At 64.8% G+C, this 17,329-nt stretch carries 16 protein-coding genes; 5 read left to right on the plus strand and 11 right to left on the minus strand.

Going from position 1 to position 17,329, the window contains the following annotated elements; all coding sequences use genetic code 11:
• Window positions 1-102 precede the first annotated feature (102 nt).
• Window positions 103-858, plus strand: coding sequence for a sulfite exporter TauE/SafE family protein (locus tag AC1RNP_RS07165; protein WP_493050573.1), 756 nt, complete (start codon window positions 103-105; stop codon window positions 856-858).
• Between the two features lie 11 nt (window positions 859-869).
• On the opposite strand, the gene AC1RNP_RS07170 is transcribed toward AC1RNP_RS07165, so the two are convergent.
• The 3 genes from AC1RNP_RS07170 to AC1RNP_RS07180 form a co-directional block, all read right to left on the minus strand.
• The gene (locus AC1RNP_RS07170; protein ID WP_493050574.1) at window positions 870-1,382 is read right to left on the minus strand and encodes a DUF1993 domain-containing protein; all 513 of its coding nucleotides are present in this window, start codon (window positions 1,380-1,382) and stop codon (window positions 870-872) included.
• A 408-nt stretch (window positions 1,383-1,790) separates the two neighbouring features.
• The gene (locus AC1RNP_RS07175; protein WP_493050575.1) at window positions 1,791-2,180 is read right to left on the minus strand and encodes a glutaredoxin domain-containing protein; all 390 of its coding nucleotides are present in this window, start codon (window positions 2,178-2,180) and stop codon (window positions 1,791-1,793) included.
• Between the two features lie 211 nt (window positions 2,181-2,391).
• Window positions 2,392-4,014, minus strand: coding sequence for a hypothetical protein (locus AC1RNP_RS07180; protein ID WP_493050576.1), 1,623 nt, complete (start codon window positions 4,012-4,014; stop codon window positions 2,392-2,394).
• A 771-nt stretch (window positions 4,015-4,785) separates the two neighbouring features.
• Between AC1RNP_RS07180 and AC1RNP_RS07185 the strand changes: the two genes are divergently transcribed.
• Together AC1RNP_RS07185 and AC1RNP_RS07190 are read left to right on the plus strand one after the other, a co-directional pair.
• Window positions 4,786-5,730, plus strand: a complete 945-nt coding sequence (locus AC1RNP_RS07185) for an alpha/beta hydrolase (protein ID WP_493050577.1) — start codon at window positions 4,786-4,788, stop codon at window positions 5,728-5,730.
• Window positions 5,709-6,476, plus strand: coding sequence for a helix-turn-helix transcriptional regulator (locus tag AC1RNP_RS07190; RefSeq protein WP_493050578.1), 768 nt, complete (start codon window positions 5,709-5,711; stop codon window positions 6,474-6,476). The genes AC1RNP_RS07185 and AC1RNP_RS07190 overlap by 22 nt, the downstream gene beginning before the upstream one ends.
• Before the next feature lie 24 nt (window positions 6,477-6,500).
• On the opposite strand, the gene guaA is transcribed toward AC1RNP_RS07190, so the two are convergent.
• The 4 genes from guaA to folD all read right to left on the minus strand — a co-directional run bounded on the left by guaA (window position 6,501) and on the right by folD (window position 10,821).
• A complete protein-coding gene (gene guaA, locus AC1RNP_RS07195) occupies window positions 6,501-8,069 on the minus strand; it encodes a glutamine-hydrolyzing GMP synthase (RefSeq protein WP_493050579.1) in 1,569 nt (522 codons plus the stop codon).
• Window positions 8,066-8,389 carry a hypothetical protein gene (locus AC1RNP_RS07200; RefSeq protein WP_493050580.1) on the minus strand — a complete coding sequence of 108 codons (324 nt, stop codon included), beginning with the start codon at window positions 8,387-8,389 and terminating at the stop codon, window positions 8,066-8,068. Before AC1RNP_RS07200 ends, guaA begins: the two co-directional genes overlap by 4 nt.
• A gap of 2 nt (window positions 8,390-8,391) precedes the next feature.
• Window positions 8,392-9,849: an IMP dehydrogenase gene (guaB, locus tag AC1RNP_RS07205; protein ID WP_493050581.1), complete on the minus strand. Its 1,458-nt coding sequence runs from the start codon at window positions 9,847-9,849 to the stop codon at window positions 8,392-8,394.
• Between the two features lie 114 nt (window positions 9,850-9,963).
• Window positions 9,964-10,821: a bifunctional methylenetetrahydrofolate dehydrogenase/methenyltetrahydrofolate cyclohydrolase FolD gene (gene folD / locus AC1RNP_RS07210; RefSeq protein WP_493050582.1), complete on the minus strand. Its 858-nt coding sequence runs from the start codon at window positions 10,819-10,821 to the stop codon at window positions 9,964-9,966.
• Window positions 10,822-10,998: 177 nt separating this feature from the next.
• Here folD and AC1RNP_RS07215 point away from each other — a divergent pair, with 177 nt between their 5' ends.
• Both AC1RNP_RS07215 and AC1RNP_RS07220 read left to right on the plus strand, forming a co-directional pair.
• On the plus strand, window positions 10,999-11,316 hold the full coding sequence (locus tag AC1RNP_RS07215; RefSeq protein WP_493050583.1) for a DUF1244 domain-containing protein: 318 nt from the start codon (window positions 10,999-11,001) through the stop codon (window positions 11,314-11,316).
• On the plus strand, window positions 11,316-12,089 hold the full coding sequence (locus AC1RNP_RS07220) for an alpha/beta hydrolase (RefSeq protein WP_493050584.1): 774 nt from the start codon (window positions 11,316-11,318) through the stop codon (window positions 12,087-12,089). The genes AC1RNP_RS07215 and AC1RNP_RS07220 overlap by 1 nt, the downstream gene beginning before the upstream one ends.
• 21 nt (window positions 12,090-12,110) lie before the next feature.
• On the opposite strand, the gene AC1RNP_RS07225 is transcribed toward AC1RNP_RS07220, so the two are convergent.
• From AC1RNP_RS07225 to AC1RNP_RS07240, 4 genes are all read right to left on the minus strand, one after another.
• Complete coding sequence (locus tag AC1RNP_RS07225; protein WP_493050585.1) at window positions 12,111-13,469, minus strand: cytochrome ubiquinol oxidase subunit I; 1,359 nt, start codon at window positions 13,467-13,469, stop codon at window positions 12,111-12,113.
• Window positions 13,470-13,591: 122 nt separating this feature from the next.
• Window positions 13,592-14,623, minus strand: coding sequence for a DUF2272 domain-containing protein (locus AC1RNP_RS07230; protein ID WP_493050586.1), 1,032 nt, complete (start codon window positions 14,621-14,623; stop codon window positions 13,592-13,594).
• Window positions 14,624-14,779: 156 nt separating this feature from the next.
• Window positions 14,780-15,913, minus strand: coding sequence for a molybdopterin-synthase adenylyltransferase MoeB (moeB, locus tag AC1RNP_RS07235; protein ID WP_493050587.1), 1,134 nt, complete (start codon window positions 15,911-15,913; stop codon window positions 14,780-14,782).
• A gap of 86 nt (window positions 15,914-15,999) precedes the next feature.
• A complete protein-coding gene (locus AC1RNP_RS07240; RefSeq protein ID WP_493050588.1) occupies window positions 16,000-17,271 on the minus strand; it encodes a molybdopterin molybdotransferase MoeA in 1,272 nt (423 codons plus the stop codon).
• Window positions 17,272-17,329 lie beyond the last annotated feature (58 nt).

Genomic DNA, 17,329 nt, shown 5'->3' on the forward strand with positions numbered 1-17,329 from the left:
CATGACTTCCGGCCTATGTGTCGATCGCTGGAAGGACACAGTGTTCAGTGAACAACGATCCCGCTGGACTGCGGCGGCAAAATCCCTTACTAGCCTTCCCTCATGGATGCGTTCGCACTCTTGTTTCTCGCCGGCTTGACCGCCGGCGCCATGAACGCGCTCGCTGGCGGCGGTTCGTTCGTCAGTCTTCCCGCATTGATCGCGGCAGGCGTTCCGTCGGTTCAAGCGAACGCCTCCAGCACCGTCGCGCTGTATCCGGGAGGAATCGCCAGCGCCTGGGCATATCGGGATGGCTTGGGACCAGTGGGCACGGCCTCCTTGCGTTCCTTGTTGGTGGTCACGCTCGTTGGCGGTGTGATCGGCGCACTCCTGCTGTTGTGGACCCCGTCAAAAACTTTCGACTTCGTGCTGCCATGGCTGCTGCTCTTGGCGTTCCTGGCACTAAGCCTTGGCAACCGGCTCGGCGAGTGGTTGCGCCACCGCTGGCATATCCCCGCGTGGGCAGTGCTGTCCATCCAGTTCGGTCTGGGTGTTTATGGCGGTTATTTTGGCGGCGCCGTTGGCATCATGATGATGGCCGCCTGGGGATTGCTGGACGGTCGCGATCTGAAGAGCTTGAACGCGCCGCGCACCCTGATGGTCAGTGCAGCCAACACGATGGCGGTGCTGATCTTCGCGAGTGCCCGGGCCGTCCATTGGCCGGAGACGATCGTCATGTTGATCGCCGCGGCGATCGGCGGCTACGGCGGCGCACTGGTCGGCCGCCGCCTGCCCGCGCGTTTCGTGCGCGCCGGTACATTGCTGTTGACGGCGTGCATCACTGTCGCGTTCTTCATGCGCGCCTACATGGCCGGCTAACGACTTGCCGCTTAGCCCTGATACGGCCCCAGATAGTCCATCTTCCCGAGCGGCACGCCCTTGTGGCGCAGCAGGCCGTAGGCGGTCGTCAGATGAAAATAGAAATTCGGCAGCAGGAAACCACGGACATAGTCACGGGCGGTGAACTGCAATTCCCGCGAGCCGGCACGGAAACGGATCTCACGATCCTCGTCGCCCTCGACCCGATCCGCCGGCACGCTGCGCAGATAGTCGATCGTCTTGGCGATCCGGGCCTGCAGTTCATCCAGCGTGGCTTCGTTGTCCGGGAAGCTTGGCGATTCACTTTGCGAGAGCCGCGCGGCGCCGAACTTCGCCGTATCGCTGGCGCGCTGCACCTGGCCGGCCAGGGACAGCATGTCGGGCGCCAGACGCGCCTGGACGAGTTCGACGGGATCGATTCCAGCCTCGCGCGCGTGCGCGGCGCCCTTGTCGATCTGTCGTGAGAGATTCTCGAGCCCGCGCACGAGCGCGGGAACGGAAGCGTCGTAAAGCGAAAGCGTCATCGGCAACTCCGGCGCGAAGGTCCTTGGACCACAAGATGCGAATCTTAGCCCGTCCCCCGGTCGCCGTTACGAAAGAGGGGCGATGACCGCCCCTCCATGACGCACAAGCATCAGCACTCCGGACTGCAGATCGCCCAACAGAACGAATCCGGATCCTCAGGATCACAATTGCTGCAACATGGACGCGCAAAAGCCGTGAAACTGATGCCCAGCCCAAGGGCGAACGCACAACCTGCCAACAGCAACCTGACACGGCGATTCTTCGTTTTCATCAGTTTTCTCCTTGAATCGTGCAACCATGACAGTCCAGCAATTCCCTCGCCGAGCCATCTCCGATGCCGGAACAGCCGATGCCATTCCGTGCGCTGGCCGCATCTCCTTTCGCAGCCGACATGCGGGTGTCTTGAGTCATTTCTGCTGAATCAATGCCAGCGAATCACGGATCGCTTTCTCACGAAAGCCAGTGATACGGCGATCGCCGATGAACAACTGCGGCACGCCACCGGCCCCCAGCGCTTCGAATTGCCGGTTTGCATCGGGCGATTGATCGATGACAAGGTCCCGATAATCCACGCCCTCGCGCTTGAATAGCTCGCGTGCCTTGCGGCAGTAAGGACATTCGGAGGTCGAGAACATCACCACTGGTTTCCCGGCCTGCCGATAGAGCGCTTCGTAATTCCCGGTCACGAACTCGGGAGGCGGAAACCAACGCGCATAAGCGACACGCAAATGGGGACCCGCCCAAAGCCCTGCAGCAAGACACGCCGCGACCAGAACAAGATTGACGAGAATTTTCATGGCCCTCCTTGCCACCGGAACGGACGTGCCGTCGAGCCCACATGCCGTCCACGGGACGGCACCATGCATCCGTCTCGATCCTAACGCCGGTAAACGGGACGTCTAGACGCACTGCAACATCGGTGCCGCCATGCGATGCATGGCACTTCATCTCCGCGCGCCAATCGTCGTTGGCGCTTACCTCATGGTCCGGCGTAAAGCGCGCCCTTCGTCACAACACGGTGCAGGTCAGGCTGACGGTCAAGGAACTGTTGGCCGGCAATGTCGGCAGCACCACGCCGCCCGCCGATTGCAGGTTGACGATCGACAACTGCCCCACTCCCGCTCCCGAAGCGGGACACACGGCACCGCCGGTCGTGCTGCCGCAGCTGACCGCCGTGCACGTCAGGCCAGCCGTCGCCGGATCGCGCAGAACGGCGTTGTTCGCGGCATCCGGGCCGCCATTGCTGACCACGATGCTGTAGACGGTGCTCGTTCCACGGGTCACCGTGTCGCTGGTCTGATCGGTCGCGCCCGAACCGGGCGTGTTGGTCTTGGTGATACTCAGGTTGCCGCACACCGGGTCGACCGTGGCCTGCGCGGTGTTGTTGGCCGCGCCTCCGGGCGCCGGCGAGACGAATCCAGCCTGCACGGAGGTGCCTTCGTTCAACGTCGACGGCGTCGTGATGATCGCGGTGTTGGTGACGGCCGTGCACTGCGTGGCACTGGGCGTCGCCGTGATCGTGTAGACCACGCGCCCGCCAGCCGCCGCATTGCCCGCGGGCAGCGTCGCGTTGCCGCTGATCGCGCCGCTGCCGCTGGTCGTTCCGTTGGTCGTTCCGCCCGGACAACTCGCGCCGTTGCTGGCGACGCAAGTCCAGCTCGTGAACGTGAGTCCCGTGGGAATGGCGTCGGAGACCGCGGCCACCGCATTGTGCGAGGTCGTCGGCGCCAGCAGCGTCGCGGCGGTGTTGTTCTCGAAGGTCACCGTGAAAGTCGTCGCGACACCACCCGCCGGCGTGGCGTTGCTGACGCTCTTGCTTGCACGCAGATCGACGTCGTCGTCCAGCAGCGTCCAGGTGACGTTGTTGTTGGCCGTGCTGCCGCAAGTCGTGGTGGATGTCAGCACGTAACCCGTCGACGGCTGGATGGTCAGGACCAGGGTCTCGTTGTTCTCGATCACCGTGTCCTGCAGCGAGGACATGGTCAGGTTGAACGTGTTGCCGTCGTACACACCTGCCGGAACCGTAACGTTGATGGTGTTGGTGCCGCTGGTGGTGGTGTAGTCCTGGCCGAGCGTGGCGGTGCCGGTGATCGCGACCGGGACCGTGATGCCGCCGGTCGGCACGGTGCCCGTCACCCGAAGCACCGGAACATCGATGGTGGCGCCTTCGACGGTCTGGTACGTGCTGCTGGAGAATTCGACGTAGGGCTGCAACGTGATCTGGATGTCGTCGAGGAAGTTGCCCTGCGTGGTGTCGCCACCTCCCGAGGAAATCGCCTGGAAGCCGATGGTCTGGCTTCCGCTGCCACCACTCCAGGTAAAGCTGCCGCTGTAATCGCCCCAACCATTTGGACCGGCCGCGCGCGAGCAGGTGCCGCCTGTGACGCACAGACTGGCGCCCCCTGGATTGCCGTCGTTGGCGTCGCTGGCTCGGACGATGCGTGTCGTTGCGCCAGTGGCGGTCGGGCCGATGTTGAAGTCCATGACATCGGCGGTGAAGGACGACTGGCGTCCACGATGCGAAAAGCGCCAATTGATCGTCTCGCCGTTGACGAGGCAGACGGTCTGGTAGATGCGTGAAGCCGCCTCGGCATTGAGCTCCGCATGATTGCTGCCGCCACGGGAGGTCACGCCTAGAGCGCTATTGGCCCATAGCTCGATCAAGGGACCCGTCGTCGCCGGGACGGGACCGCAGCCGTAGCCTGCTCCAGACGGATGGGTCGTGGACCATCCCGGAAGCGCGCTCTCACCGAGCTGCGCGATACAGGAACTCCCTCCAAAGCTGGGAATTTCGAAGCCCGGGTCAAGAAATGTCCGCTGCACTTGCGCCTGTACGGACGCAGCGGTTACCAGTAGTAGCAGTCCGGCGATGACTGCGAGTCCAGCACGCGACAAACTGTTGAAGCGTCGCGAGCGCGGCTTAGCCTGCACGATCGAATTCAAACTTCCCCTCCGATGTGCTCCAGATTCCCAGAAACGCTCGTGGCGGAATCGATCGGAGCAAAATAGTGATTGACGTCACATTTTCTTCACGTCAAACATCACCATGATATTGGGTTGTGCGTCTTATTCAAGACGCAAGATGTGTCGTCAATTCACGACGCTAACTGCCCCAATTGGGCAGGTCACTTCCTCTCGAATGGAAACGCGGCGAATTCCCTCGCCACTTTGATCTCACGCCGTGATGCGTCGTGTGGGACCGGGCCTTGGCAGGCCGAAGCATGACGAAGCGGCGCCGCTGCGATCCAGCCGGGCTTCACCGTCTTCTGCTGACAGACGGTGTCAGTAGCGGAGACGTATAACTTCCTTCTCGCGGCCGCGGGTCCCTCCTGGCAGCCCGCATCGCCTTCGAGTTTGTGTCTTCCAGACTTCAAACTCCCTACGAAAGGAACAATGCAAATCATGAGTCGTCGTTACGGCCCGGACTTTCCAAAAGAAACCTATATCGCCCACGCCTACCCCGAGTCCACGGTCGACCTCGGCGAGGTGGTTCTGAACTATGCGGTGACGGGATCTGAATCCTCACCAGCATTGCTCCTGATCCCCGGCATCACCGAATCCTGGTGGGGCTACGAAGCGGCCATGAAGCTGCTCGAAGCCGACTTCCGAATCTACGCGGTCGACGTTCGCGGCCAGGGGCGGTCGAGTCGGACGCCGGGCCGCTACACCCTCGACAATTGGGGCAATGACCTCGTGCGCTTCATCGAGCGGGTCATCAAGCGGCCCACGCTTGTCGCCGGGCAGTCACTCGGCGGCTTGATGGCGGCATGGCTCTCCGCCTACGCCCCTCCGGGATTGGTGCGCGGGGTCTATCTCGAGGATGCCACCCTCTTCACATCCGAGCTGGTGCCCGCCCACGGAACCGGCATGCGTCAATTTGCGCCCAACTACCTGTTCGATCTTTTCATGACGTATCTGGGCGACCAATGGCGTGTCGGCGACTGGACAGGCATGCAGTCCAACGCGCCTTCCGTGCTTCCGGCCTGGATGCAGGGGCGGATTCCCGCCACAGACGAGCCGCCGCAAAACCTCAAGGAGTTCGACCCGGAGCAGGCCCGCGCGATGTTCACCGGCACCGCGATGGCCTGTTGCAGTCACAAACAGATGCTGCAATCCGCCAAGACCTCCATGCTTTTCACGCACCATGCGCACGGGATCGATCCGGAGACCGGCATCGTGCGCGGCGCCACCACGGATGCTCAGATCAGCTACGCACGCCAGCTGGTCGAGAAGGCCGGGCAGCGTTTCGATTACCTGTCGCTGCCGGAAAAGGGCCATATCCTTCATCAGGAGGATACGCCGCTCTATGCTTCCATCCTGAAGGATTGGGCATTGCATGTCGTATAGCGGATCAAACCTGCAAGAAGCGTCCAAGAGACCGCAGTGACATGAGTCGCGCCGACCGGCTGTTCCAGATCATCCAGATCCTGCGACGATCTCGCCGCCCGGTAACCGCCAGCGAAATCGCCGCCGAACTCGAAGTCTCCACCCGGACGATTTATCGGGACATCGTCAACCTGACGGGACAACGCGTGCCGATCGAGGGCGAAGCCGGATTCGGCTACATTCTCGACAAGGCCTTTGACATGCCGCCGTTGATGCTGACGTCCGACGAGGTTGAAGCCGCAGCCCTCGGCGCGCAGTGGGTCGCAAGCCGGGGCGATCCGGTGCTGGCGCTCGCGGCGCGCGATCTCATCGCGAAAATCGCAGCCGTCGTGCCGGACGCCTTGCGTCCGTTGGTCGCCGATCCGCCGGTCTGCACGCGGCTGGTGCCCGGCACGGCACCCGATGGCATCGACATCGCCCGCACACGCGCCTGGATTCGGGAAGGACGCAAGATCCGGATCGACTATCGCGACGAGCTAGGCGACGCGAGCAGCCGGGTCATCTGGCCGATCAGCATTGGCTTCTTCGACGACACACGCATCCTGGCAGCATGGTGTGAACTGCGGCAGGATTTCCAGCCGTTCTTCACCAGTCGGATCATCGCGGCCGAATTTCTCGAAGATCGTCACGATGCCCGCCCCGCCATGTTGCGTCTGCGATGGAAGCGCAGAATGGCGGAGACGTATCCGGTGAAATTCAGTCTGTAGCAAGAGGGCGGGAAGGCCCTCCGCTCACTCCCACTCGATCGTCGCCGGCGGCTTGCCGCTGATGTCGTAGACCACGCGGGAGACACCACGCACCTCGTTGATGATCCGGTTGGAGACCTTGCCGAGGAAGTCGTAAGGCAGGTGCGCCCAGTGCGCGGTCATGAAGTCGATGGTCTCCACCGCGCGCAGCGCGATCACCCACTCGTAGGCGCGCGCGTCGCCGACCACGCCCACCGATTTCACCGGCAGGAACACGGCGAAGGCCTGGCTGGTCTTGTCGTAGAGATCGGCCTTGCGCAGTTCCTCGATGAAGATGTGATCGGCCTTGGCCAGCAGCTCGGCGTATTCCGGCTTCACTTCGCCGAGGATGCGCACGCCGAGGCCAGGCCCCGGGAACGGATGGCGATAGACCATCTCGCGCGGCAGGCCGAGTTCGACACCGAGGCGGCGCACTTCGTCCTTGAACAGTTCGCGCAACGGCTCCACCAGGCCGAGCTTCATGTGCTCCGGCAGACCGCCGACGTTGTGATGGCTCTTGATGACGTGCGCCTTGCCGGTCTTGCTGCCGGCCGACTCGATCACGTCGGGATAGATCGTGCCCTGCGCCAGCCATTTGGCGTTGGCAAGCTTGTGCGATTCCTCGTCGAAGATCTCGACGAACAGGCTGCCGATGATCTTGCGCTTGGCCTCGGGTTCGTCGACACCCTTCAATTTCTCGAAATAGCGTTCGTGTGCGTCGACGCGGATCACCTTAACACCCAGGTGTTCGGCGAAGGTTGCCATCACCTGATCGCCTTCCTGCCAGCGCAGCAGACCGGTGTCGACGAAGACGCAGGTGAGCTGATCGCCGATCGCCTTGTGCAGCAACGCCGCCACCACCGAGGAATCGACCCCGCCGGACAGGCCGAGGATCACCTCGTCGCCGCCCACCTGCTCGCGCACGCGCGCGATCTGGTCGTCGATGATGTTGGCGGCCGTCCACAGCGTCGCGCAGCCGCAGATGTCGACCACGAAGCGGCGCAGCAGCGCCTGCCCAGACTTGGTGTGCGTGACTTCGGGATGGAACTGCACGCCGTACCAGCGCCTGGCATCGTTGGCGAAGGCGGCGACCGGAACGCGGTCGGTCTTCGCGGTGACGATGAAATCCGGCGGCGCCTTGGAGACGTGGTCGCCGTGGCTCATCCAGACATCGAGGCGCGGCGGCGAGCCCGGATGATCCTTCAGCCCTTCGAACAAACGATCGGCAGCGACCAACGACACTTCCGCGTGACCGTATTCGCGCGCATCGGCCGATTCGGTTTCGCCACCGAGCTGCTTGGCCATCGTCTGCATGCCGTAGCAGATGCCGAGCAGCGGCAGGCCGCTGTCGAAGACGTCTTGCGGCGCGCGCGGTGAACCATGTTCCGTTGTCGACTCCGGTCCGCCCGAGAGGATGATCCCCTTCGGCGCGAACTTCGCGATCTCGGCCGGATCGTGGTCCCAGGCCCAGATCTCGCAGTAGACGCCGAGCTCGCGGATGCGGCGCGCGATCAGCTGAGTGTACTGCGCGCCGAAATCGAGGATGAGGATCTTGTCGCTGTGAAGGTCTGTCATTTATCGGTTTCCCGGGTAATCGCATAGACAACGAGAGCGCTGTCTGCGATCGCAACCAAAACGAAGGGCAAAGCGGCAGAAATTCTGTCGAACCAGGTCAAAGTGTCCCATCCCTCACCCGAGGAGAACGCGTCGAAGCCCCAACCGACAAGCCACAGCGCCATCGCGCCGGTGACAAGTGCCGTGGCCGTCATCCGCTTCCCTCTATTCCGGATCACCAACGACGCCAAGATCGCGACGGCCGTGACCGGGATGAGAAACACAACTGCGACTATTCCGTAGAAGGTGATGGCTTGCAGGATCCACGGAACCGTCGACATGCTTAGCCGGCGCGATAGTTCGGCGGCTCCTTCGTGATCTGCACATCGTGGACATGGCTCTCGCGCTGCCCTGCCCCGGTGATCTTCACGAAGGTCGGTTTCTTGCGCATATCCTCGACGGTGGCGCAGCCGACGTAGCCCATGGTCGCGCGCAGACCACCGGCGAGCTGATGGACCACACCCGACAGCGGCCCGCGATACGGCACACGGCCTTCGATGCCTTCCGGCACCAACTTGTCGGCATCGCTCGCGTCCTGGAAGTAGCGGTCCTTCGACCCCTTCTCCATCGCGCCGAGCGAGCCCATGCCGCGATAGCTCTTGTAGCTGCGGCCCTGGAACAGTTCGGTTTCGCCCGGCGATTCCTCGGTGCCGGCGAACAGGCCGCCGATCATCACCGTCGACGCGCCGGCGGCCAGCGCCTTGCCGATGTCGCCGGAATAGCGGATGCCGCCGTCGGCGATCAGCGGAATGCGATCGGCCAGTGCCTCGGCCACCATGTCGACCGCGGTCACCTGCGGCACGCCGACGCCCGCGACCACGCGCGTGGTGCAGATCGAACCGGGGCCGACGCCAACCTTCACCGCATCCGCGCCGACGTCTTCCAGCGCCTTGGCCGCATCGCCAGTGACGATGTTGCCGCCGATCACCTGCAATTTCGGGAAATGCTTCTTGGCCCAGGCGACGCGATCGATCACGCCCTGCGAATGACCATGCGCGGTGTCGACGATGATCACGTCCACGCCCGCCGCCACCAGCTGTTCGATACGCTGCTCGGTGTCGCCGCCGGCACCGACCGCGGCGCCGACCAGCAGGCTTTCCGAGGCATCCTTGGCGGCGTTCGGGTTGTCGCGCGCCTTCTGGATGTCCTTCACGGTGATCAGGCCGCGCAGTTCGAAGCCGTCGTTGACCACCAGCACCTTTTCGATGCGGTGCTTGTGCAGCAGCTGCAGCACTTCCTCATCGGAGGCGCCTTCGCGCACGGTGACCAGGCGTTCCTTCTTGGTCATCACGTTGCGCACCGGATCGTCGAGCCGCTGTTCGAAGCGCATGTCGCGACCGGTGACGATGCCGACCAGTTGCCCGCCCTCCACCACCGGCACGCCGGAGATGTTGCGGGCGCGGGTGAGCTTGAGCACTTCGGCGATCGTGGTATCGGGGCCGACGGTGAACGGCTCCTTGATCACGCCGGCTTCGAAATTCTTCACTCGCGCCACTTCCGCCGCCTGGCGTTCGACGCTGAGGTTCTTGTGGATGATGCCGATGCCGCCAAGCTGGGCCATGGCGATCGCCAGTCGCGCTTCGGTGACCGTGTCCATGGCGGCCGAGACGATCGGCAGATTCAGGCGCAGATCGCGGGTGAGCCTGGTGGCGAGGGAGACGTCCTTGGGCAGGACGATGGAATGCGCGGGGACGAGGGAAACATCGTCGTAGGTGAGTGCTTCGGCCTGGATGCGCAGCATGGGCGGTCCGGAGGGGGGGAAGCACGTCATTGTATCGCGTCCGGGCCTGTCGGCGCTCGTTTCCGGCGTCAAGATACGCACTGGAATCGCAACGCTGCGAGCCGCGTTCGGCCGTCAGTCAGCGGCTTCGGCCGCCTCGAGCGTGTTCTGCATCAGCGTGGCGACGGTCATCGGGCCGACACCGCCGGGCACCGGGGTGATCCAGCTTGCCCGTTCGGCCGCCGCGGCGAAGCCGACATCGCCCACCAAGCGGCCGTCCTCGAGCCGGTTGATGCCGACGTCGATCACCACCGCGCCGGGCTTCACCCAGTCGCCCGGGATCAGGCCGGGTCTGCCCACGGCGACCACCAGGATATCGGCCTCGCCCACGTGCCGCTTCAGGATGTCCGGCGGGGTGAACTTGTGGCAGCTGGTGACGGTGCAGCCGGCGATCAGCAGTTCCAGCGCCATCGGCCGGCCGACGTGGTTGCTCACGCCCACGATCGTGGCGCTCTGCCCGCGCACCGGACGGTCGGTCCAAGCCAGCAGCGTGGTGATGCCGCGCGGCGTGCATGGCCGCAGGCCGAACTGGCGCAGGGCGAGGTGGCCGACGTTCTCGGGATGGAAGCCGTCGACGTCCTTGCGCGGATCGATGCGGTGGATCAGCCGGGTGGCATCGGGAATGCCCGGCAGCGGCAGCTGCACCAGGATGCCGTGCACAGCCGGATCGGCGTTGAGGCGGTCGATCAGCGCCAGCAGCTCCGCCTCCGTCGTGCCGGCCGGCAGGTCGAAATCGAAGGGCTGGATGCCGACGATGGCCGCCGCGCGGCGCTTGTTGCGCACGTAGGATTGCGAGGCCGGATCACTGCCCACCAGCACCACCGCCAACCCGGGACGCGGCTTGCTGGCGGCGACTCGTGCGTCGACGCGCAGGCGCAGCGCGTCGAGCAGTTCGTCGGCGATGCGGCGGCCGTCGAGGATTCTGGCGGTCATGATGGGAAAGCGCTGCGCTGGAGTTACAGGAGCGCTATTGTCCCCGTTCCGTCATCCCAGCGAAAGCCGGGACCCATTTTGCTGTTGCTTCCAATCAGTGAAGCTGCGTGAAGATTCAAAATCAAAATGGGCTCCGGCTTTCGCTGGGATGACACCCCAGGCCCCGGATGCTTTTCCATGACAGACCCCGAAACCACCCACATCGAAGCCGCCGTCTTCCGCCGCCTGCTCCAGCATCTGATGCAGGAGCGCCCGGACGTGCAGAACATCGACCTGATGATCCTCGCCGGCTTCTGCCGCAACTGTCTCGCCGATTGGTATCGCGAAGCCGCGGAGGCGCGCGGCATCACCATGACCAAGGAAGAGGCGCGCGAGGCGGTGTACGGGCAGCCGTTCGAACAGTGGAAGGCCGCGCATCAGCCGCCGGCGACACCCGAGCAGCTGCAGGCGTTCGAGGCAGCGCAGCGCAAGCACCCGCGCGCGACGGAGCGTTGATGCCGCGTCCCCTCCTCGTGCTTCTGTGCGCGGTTCCGCTGGTGATCTACGCGGCGCTCTGCTGGTGGATCTACACCCATCAGCGCCAGATGATGTACTACCCGCAATTCACCCGCGTCGATGCCGCGGCGACGGATTTCTCGCTCGCGCGCGGCGACATCACGCTGCGCGGCTGGGCGATCGGCCCCGACGATGGCGCGCCGATCCTGTACTTCGGCGGCAACGGCGAACGCGTGGAACACAATCGCGACGATTTCGCGCGCTGGTTCCCCCGGCATCGCGTCTATCTGCTCGCCTATCGCGGATACGGCGCCAGCGACGGCACACCGAGCGAGGCCGGCCTGCGCGGCGACGCGCTGGCTCTGTACGATCACGTCCGCGCGCAACATCCGGACCGGCCGATCCGCGTGATCGGCCGCAGTCTCGGCAGCGGCGTGGCCAGTTACCTCGCCGCGCAGCGACCGGTCGACCGGCTCGCACTGATCACGCCCTACGACAGCATGGAAAACGTCGCGCGATCGCATTACGGCTGGCTGCCGATCCGCTGGCTGATCCACGACCGCTACACGTCGGCTACTTATTTGCGCGGCTACACGGCGCCCGTGCTCATCCTGCGCGCCGGTCGCGACGAAGTCATTCCCGCCGCCAGCACCGATCGCCTGATCGCGGCATTGCCGACACCGCCCGCAGTGGTCGACATCGCCGGTGCCGACCACAACAACCTCTCCGACTCCGCCGCATACGGCGAAGCACTGGAACGCTTCATGCGCTGATTGTGCTGATCGCGACCACGGCTATTCGATGACGCGCTCTTCCCGCTCCCACGACGGCAGCCAGTCGGCCGCCGCACGTTGCGTACCCGACGTCCGCAGCGCCCACCACATCAGGTAGATGTACAGCACGAACATCAAGGCATAGGCGCCGATCATCAGCTGCAGCGACCCCGCTACGTTTTCGGTCAGGGCGGCCCGCGTGATGCCTTCGCTGGTACGCATCAATCCGCTGACGATCCAGGGCTGACGCCCCACCTCCGTCACGATCCAGCCGAGGATGGTGGCGACGAAGCCCAGCGGACTCGACCAAACCAGCAACCGCATGTAGCGGCGACTGTGTTCCAGACGCCCGTAGATGTGCTGCCAGGCGCCGAACAGTCCCAATCCCAGGAACCACATCCCCAGCACCACCATCACGCGAAAACTGTAGAACACGATCGGCACTGGTGGCCGGTCCTGTGGCTCGATGCTGTCGAGGCCGCGAACGAATCCACTCCATGTTTTCGTCAGCAGCAGGCTGCCGCCATGCGGGATTTCCACTGCGTAGCGATTGCTCTCGCTCTTCGCATTCGGCATCGCCCAGAGCACCAGCGGCACCCCCTCGCCGCTTCGCCACAGCCCTTCTATCGCCGCGAACTTCGCCGGCTGGTGGCGCGAAGCCACTTCGGCGCTGTAGTGGCCGGTGACGATCTGCAGGGGCGCGAGGATCGCCAGCGCCAACACCGCCGTGCGCAACCCGTGCAAGGACGATGCCGTGTGCTGGCGTCGCCAGCGATAACCGCACACACCTGCCACCACCAACACCGTGCTGAGCAGCGCCGCAGTCAGCATGTGCGCCAAGCGCGCGGGCAGCGACGGACTGAAGATTATTTCCAGCCAGTCTTGCGGCAACCACTGGCCGTTTTCCAGGCGCATGCCCTGCGGCGTCTGCATCCAGCTGTTGGCGGCCAGGATCCAGAACGCGGCATTGGTCAGCAGCAACGCGATCAACAGCGTGGCGATGAAATGCGCCTGCCTGCCGGGACGCCGCCATCCGAACAACATGACCACGATCGCGATGCACTGCACCAGCAGCAGCGGCCATCCTTCCGCCCACCGCAAGGGGCCGAGGACGTGTTGGGTGGCATGCACGAAAGGCGAAAAATTCGACCCCAACTGCACGCCCTGCAGGATGCCGGTGACGATCCCGAAGAAAAAGCTGATCGTGAAGACACATGCCCACAGCCGGTACAGCGCCTGCCAGTGTGCTTCCCCGCTGCGGCGCCAGCGCACCTCGAAGTAGACCAGCAACCAGGCCAATCCGATGGTGATGGCTGGAAAAACGATGTGGCACGCGATCCCGAGCGCGAACTGGATTCGCACGAGAATTTCGGCGTTCATGACATTCCCCCGATTACGGGATCAATGTCACAGATATGCTGTCAGTGCGATGTGAATTTTGAGACGCTCATCACCAAAACGTCACGGTGGCGAAGCGCTGGCTGCGATGCCAGCACGTCGCATCACGGCCTCGGACAACGCGGGATACCGGAACCCACCACGCAATTCACGCAGCACTGCATTTGCGGCTGTGTGGACGGCGCGGAAATTGGCGGCGCGGGCGGCAGCGCCAGCAACGGCAGCGATGCGATTTCCGATGCCGGCCTGAGCTTCAGCAGCGCCGCCCAGTCCTGGCGGTTGAAGTTGCAGCCCGCTTCGTTTTCCGGCCAGCACGTGGTGGAGCGGCCGGCGCCGCGCGGCAGATTTTTCGGCAGGCCATTGCGATCGATGCCGAGGATGCGCATGGTCACGCCCTGCAGCACGTTGCCGCCGACGAGATACAACTTGCCGCCGTTGCGATCCACGCCGACCACGATGTCGCAATGCATGAACAAGCCACCGCCATTGCCGCTGGCGAGATAGCTCTGCATGCCGAGGAAGCCGAGCGGCGTGCTGTTCGCGCGCACGAAGCACAGCAGGTCGCCGAGCGTGGCGGGTTCCGCATCCGGGTCCGCGAAGCGGTAGGCGCTCTCCGCCGGTTGCACGTAAGCGGCACGCACGTAATCGAAGTGACTGGGCGAAGGCTTGAAGCCCGGCAACCCCGCCTGCGCCATCACGTAGGACACGAATGCCGCCGACCAGGGCTTGTCGATCAGGAACGCGCGGCAGGCCGGCGGCGCATAGCTCGCATTCGCGTAGCTGCATTCGGTGGCGCCGGGGAAGCTCGCCATCTGTCCCATCAGCCCGCTGTCACGCCAGTAGTCGGCGACGCGCTTCCAGGCCGGCGTGTAGCCGTCGCTGAGCGCCATCGTCTCGCCTTCCGATACGGTGATGCTGGCCAGCCTGCCCTCCGCGTCGATGAACGGCGTGTACCAGAGGACGTTCTCGCGGCAGGCGACCGCCGCGATCTTCTGGGCATAAGTGGCGTTGGGCATCGTGGCCGCCCCCGCGCTGCAGACGGCGGCCTGGGCGGCGAACGGCATCGCCAGCGAGGCGAGCAACGCAAGGGCGAGCAGAACAGGAAACGGGATGACCGGAATGCGCGCTCGGATCATTCAGGAAGCTCAACGTGCGGGGGATGGCGCATCCTGCCATACCCATCCTGAGCGTTTGTTCACGTTTGATCGCTTTATCCGCCGATACGGCCCGTATTCCGCTCCTGCTCGTCAGTCCCGCGAGAGCGGGAATGACCGAGCCAAAACACGACTCGGTTATGCGCTGCAGAACCGCACGTAATCGATATAGCCCGGAAACGGCACGCCAGCCGCGCAGACCGGACAATCGGGATCGGCCGACAGCCGCGTCTCGCGGAACCGCATCGACAGCGCGTCGAAATGCAGCAGACGCCCGCGCAGCGGTTCGCCCAGCTGCAGGATCAGCTTGATCGCCTCGGTCGCCTGCAGCATGCCGATCACGCCCGGCAGCACACCGAGCACGCCGGCCTCGGCGCAGTTCGGGGCGGCTTCCGGCGGCGGCGGTTCGGGGAACAGGCAGCGGTAGCACGGCGCCGTGCCACGCTCGCGGCCCGCGTCGAAGACGCTCACCTGCCCTTCGAAGCGATGCACGGCGCCGTACACCAAGGGCTTGCCCAGTTTCACGCAGGCATCGTTGAGCAGATAGCGCACCGGGAAATTGTCGGCGCCGTCGATGACGACATCGACGCCATCGAGCAGTCGTTCGACGTTCTCCGACGTCACACGCTCGGCGATCGCTTCCACCTCGATGCGTGGATTCAGCGCCAGCAGCCGCGCCTTGGCCGAAGCCACCTTCGGCGAACCGATGCCGGCATCCTCGTGCAGGATCTGCCGCTGCAGATTGCTGCGATCCACCACGTCGTCATCGGCGATGCGCAGATGTCCGACGCCCGCCGCGGCGAGATAGAACGCCGCGGGCGATCCCAGGCCGCCCGCGCCGATCAAAAGCACGTGCGACTTCTCCAGGCGCCGCTGCCCCTGCACGCCGATCTCCGGCAGCAGCATGTGGCGCGAGTAACGCTCGCGGAAATCATCGTCGATCACACCGCTCGCAGGCGCATCGAGCGGCAGGCCGTCGGCCAGCCAGCGGCTGGTGCCGCCCGCGACCGACACGACATGCTTGTATCCCGATTGCAGCAGCGTCTCCGCGGCCAGCTTCGAACGCGCGCCGCCCTGGCAGATCAGCAGCACTTCGCTGTCTCGATCCGGCAGGTAGTGCGGCGGATCGAGTTCGAGCGCCTGGCGCGGAATCCCTCTCGCGCCGGCCGCCATCCCCGTCTCGCGCTCGTGATCGTCGCGCACGTCGATCAGCACGGCGCCGAGCCGCTGCCGCTGCTGCGCTTCGCGCGGGGTGATTTCATGAACCGTCATGTCGGAATTATCGCGCCGTTCGACGCCGCGCGCGCATCAGCGGCGGAACGCCACGTTGCCGCAGCGGATCGGTCAAGGCGGACCGATCAATACGTCAGCACGTCCACGAGCGCGCCGGCGGGATATTCGCGCTGACCGGCCGCCAGCACGATCAACGCATCCGAATCGGCGGCCGCGCGCATGCGATGCGAGCCATCGGCGGGATTGGCCTCGACGTGCAGCGAACCGTCTTCGAGCGCATGCAGCCGCCCGCGCAGGAATTCCAGGCGCTCGTGCGTCTTGCTCCAGGGCGCGGTGAGCCGCGCGCGCCAACGCGGGCGTGGCGCGGCCCTGCCCTGCAATCCGTCGACCAGGGTGCGTCCGAGCGTGAGCCAGTTCGCCAGCACCGATACCGGATTGCCGGGCAGGCACAGGAACAACGCAGTGCCGAGCCTGCCGTTGTCGGGCGCGTACTCGCCGCCGCCATCGGCCAGCAGCACCGGCATGCCCGGCTTCATCGCCACTTTCCAGAAATGCACCCTGCCCCGCGCCTGCAGCAGCGCCGGCAGATGATCCTTCTCGCCGGCCGACACCGCGCCGCAGGTGATCACCACGTCGAAGGCGTGGCCGGCATGACGCAAGGCGGATTCGAGCTGCGCGGGATCGTCGGGCAGCGTCGGCCATGCGGTCGGTTCGAGACCGTCGGCGCGCAGCAGCCCCATCAGCTGTTCGCGATTGGAGTTGTAGATCTGGCCGGGTGCGAGCGGCAGGCCGGGTTCGATCAATTCGTCGCCGGTGGTGAACACCGCGACCGTCGGTCGGCGCGCGACCGGCAGTTCCGGCAATCCTTGCGAGGCCGCCAGCGCGATGCGCGCAGGCGTCAGCGGCTCGCCCGCATGCAGTACGCGATCGCCCACGCGCGTGTCCTCGCCCGCGACGCGAACGTGCTGGCCGCGCCTGGGCACGACATCGAGATGCACGCGATGGCCATCGATGGTGGTGTTCTCCTTCATCACCACGGTATCGGCGCCTGGCGGCAACGGCGCGCCGGTGGTGATGCGCGCGCACTGCCCGGGTTCCAGGCGCAGATCGAGCGCACGGCCGGCGAATTGCTCACCGGCCAGATGCAAGGTAGTGCCTTCCTGGGTCAGATCGGCATGCCGGAACGCGAAGCCGTCCATCGCGGAATTGTCGAAAGGTGGTTGTGCGAGCCCGGCGATGACGTCCTCGGCGAGGATGCGGCCGTGCGCGCGCGACAGCGTGACGCGCTCGACCGGCAGACGCCGCTGCGCGGCGACGCGCTCGACGATGGCCAGTGCCTCATCGAAGGCGATGCGGAATGGGAACGTACCTGGGGAGGTGCTTGGAGACGTACTCATGCGAATAGCTTATCGCTCTGTCATCCCGGCGAAAGCCGGAATCCAGTTTTTTCATGAA

It is taken from the genome of Luteimonas sp. GW821-FHT14E02, from assembly GCF_058803905.1.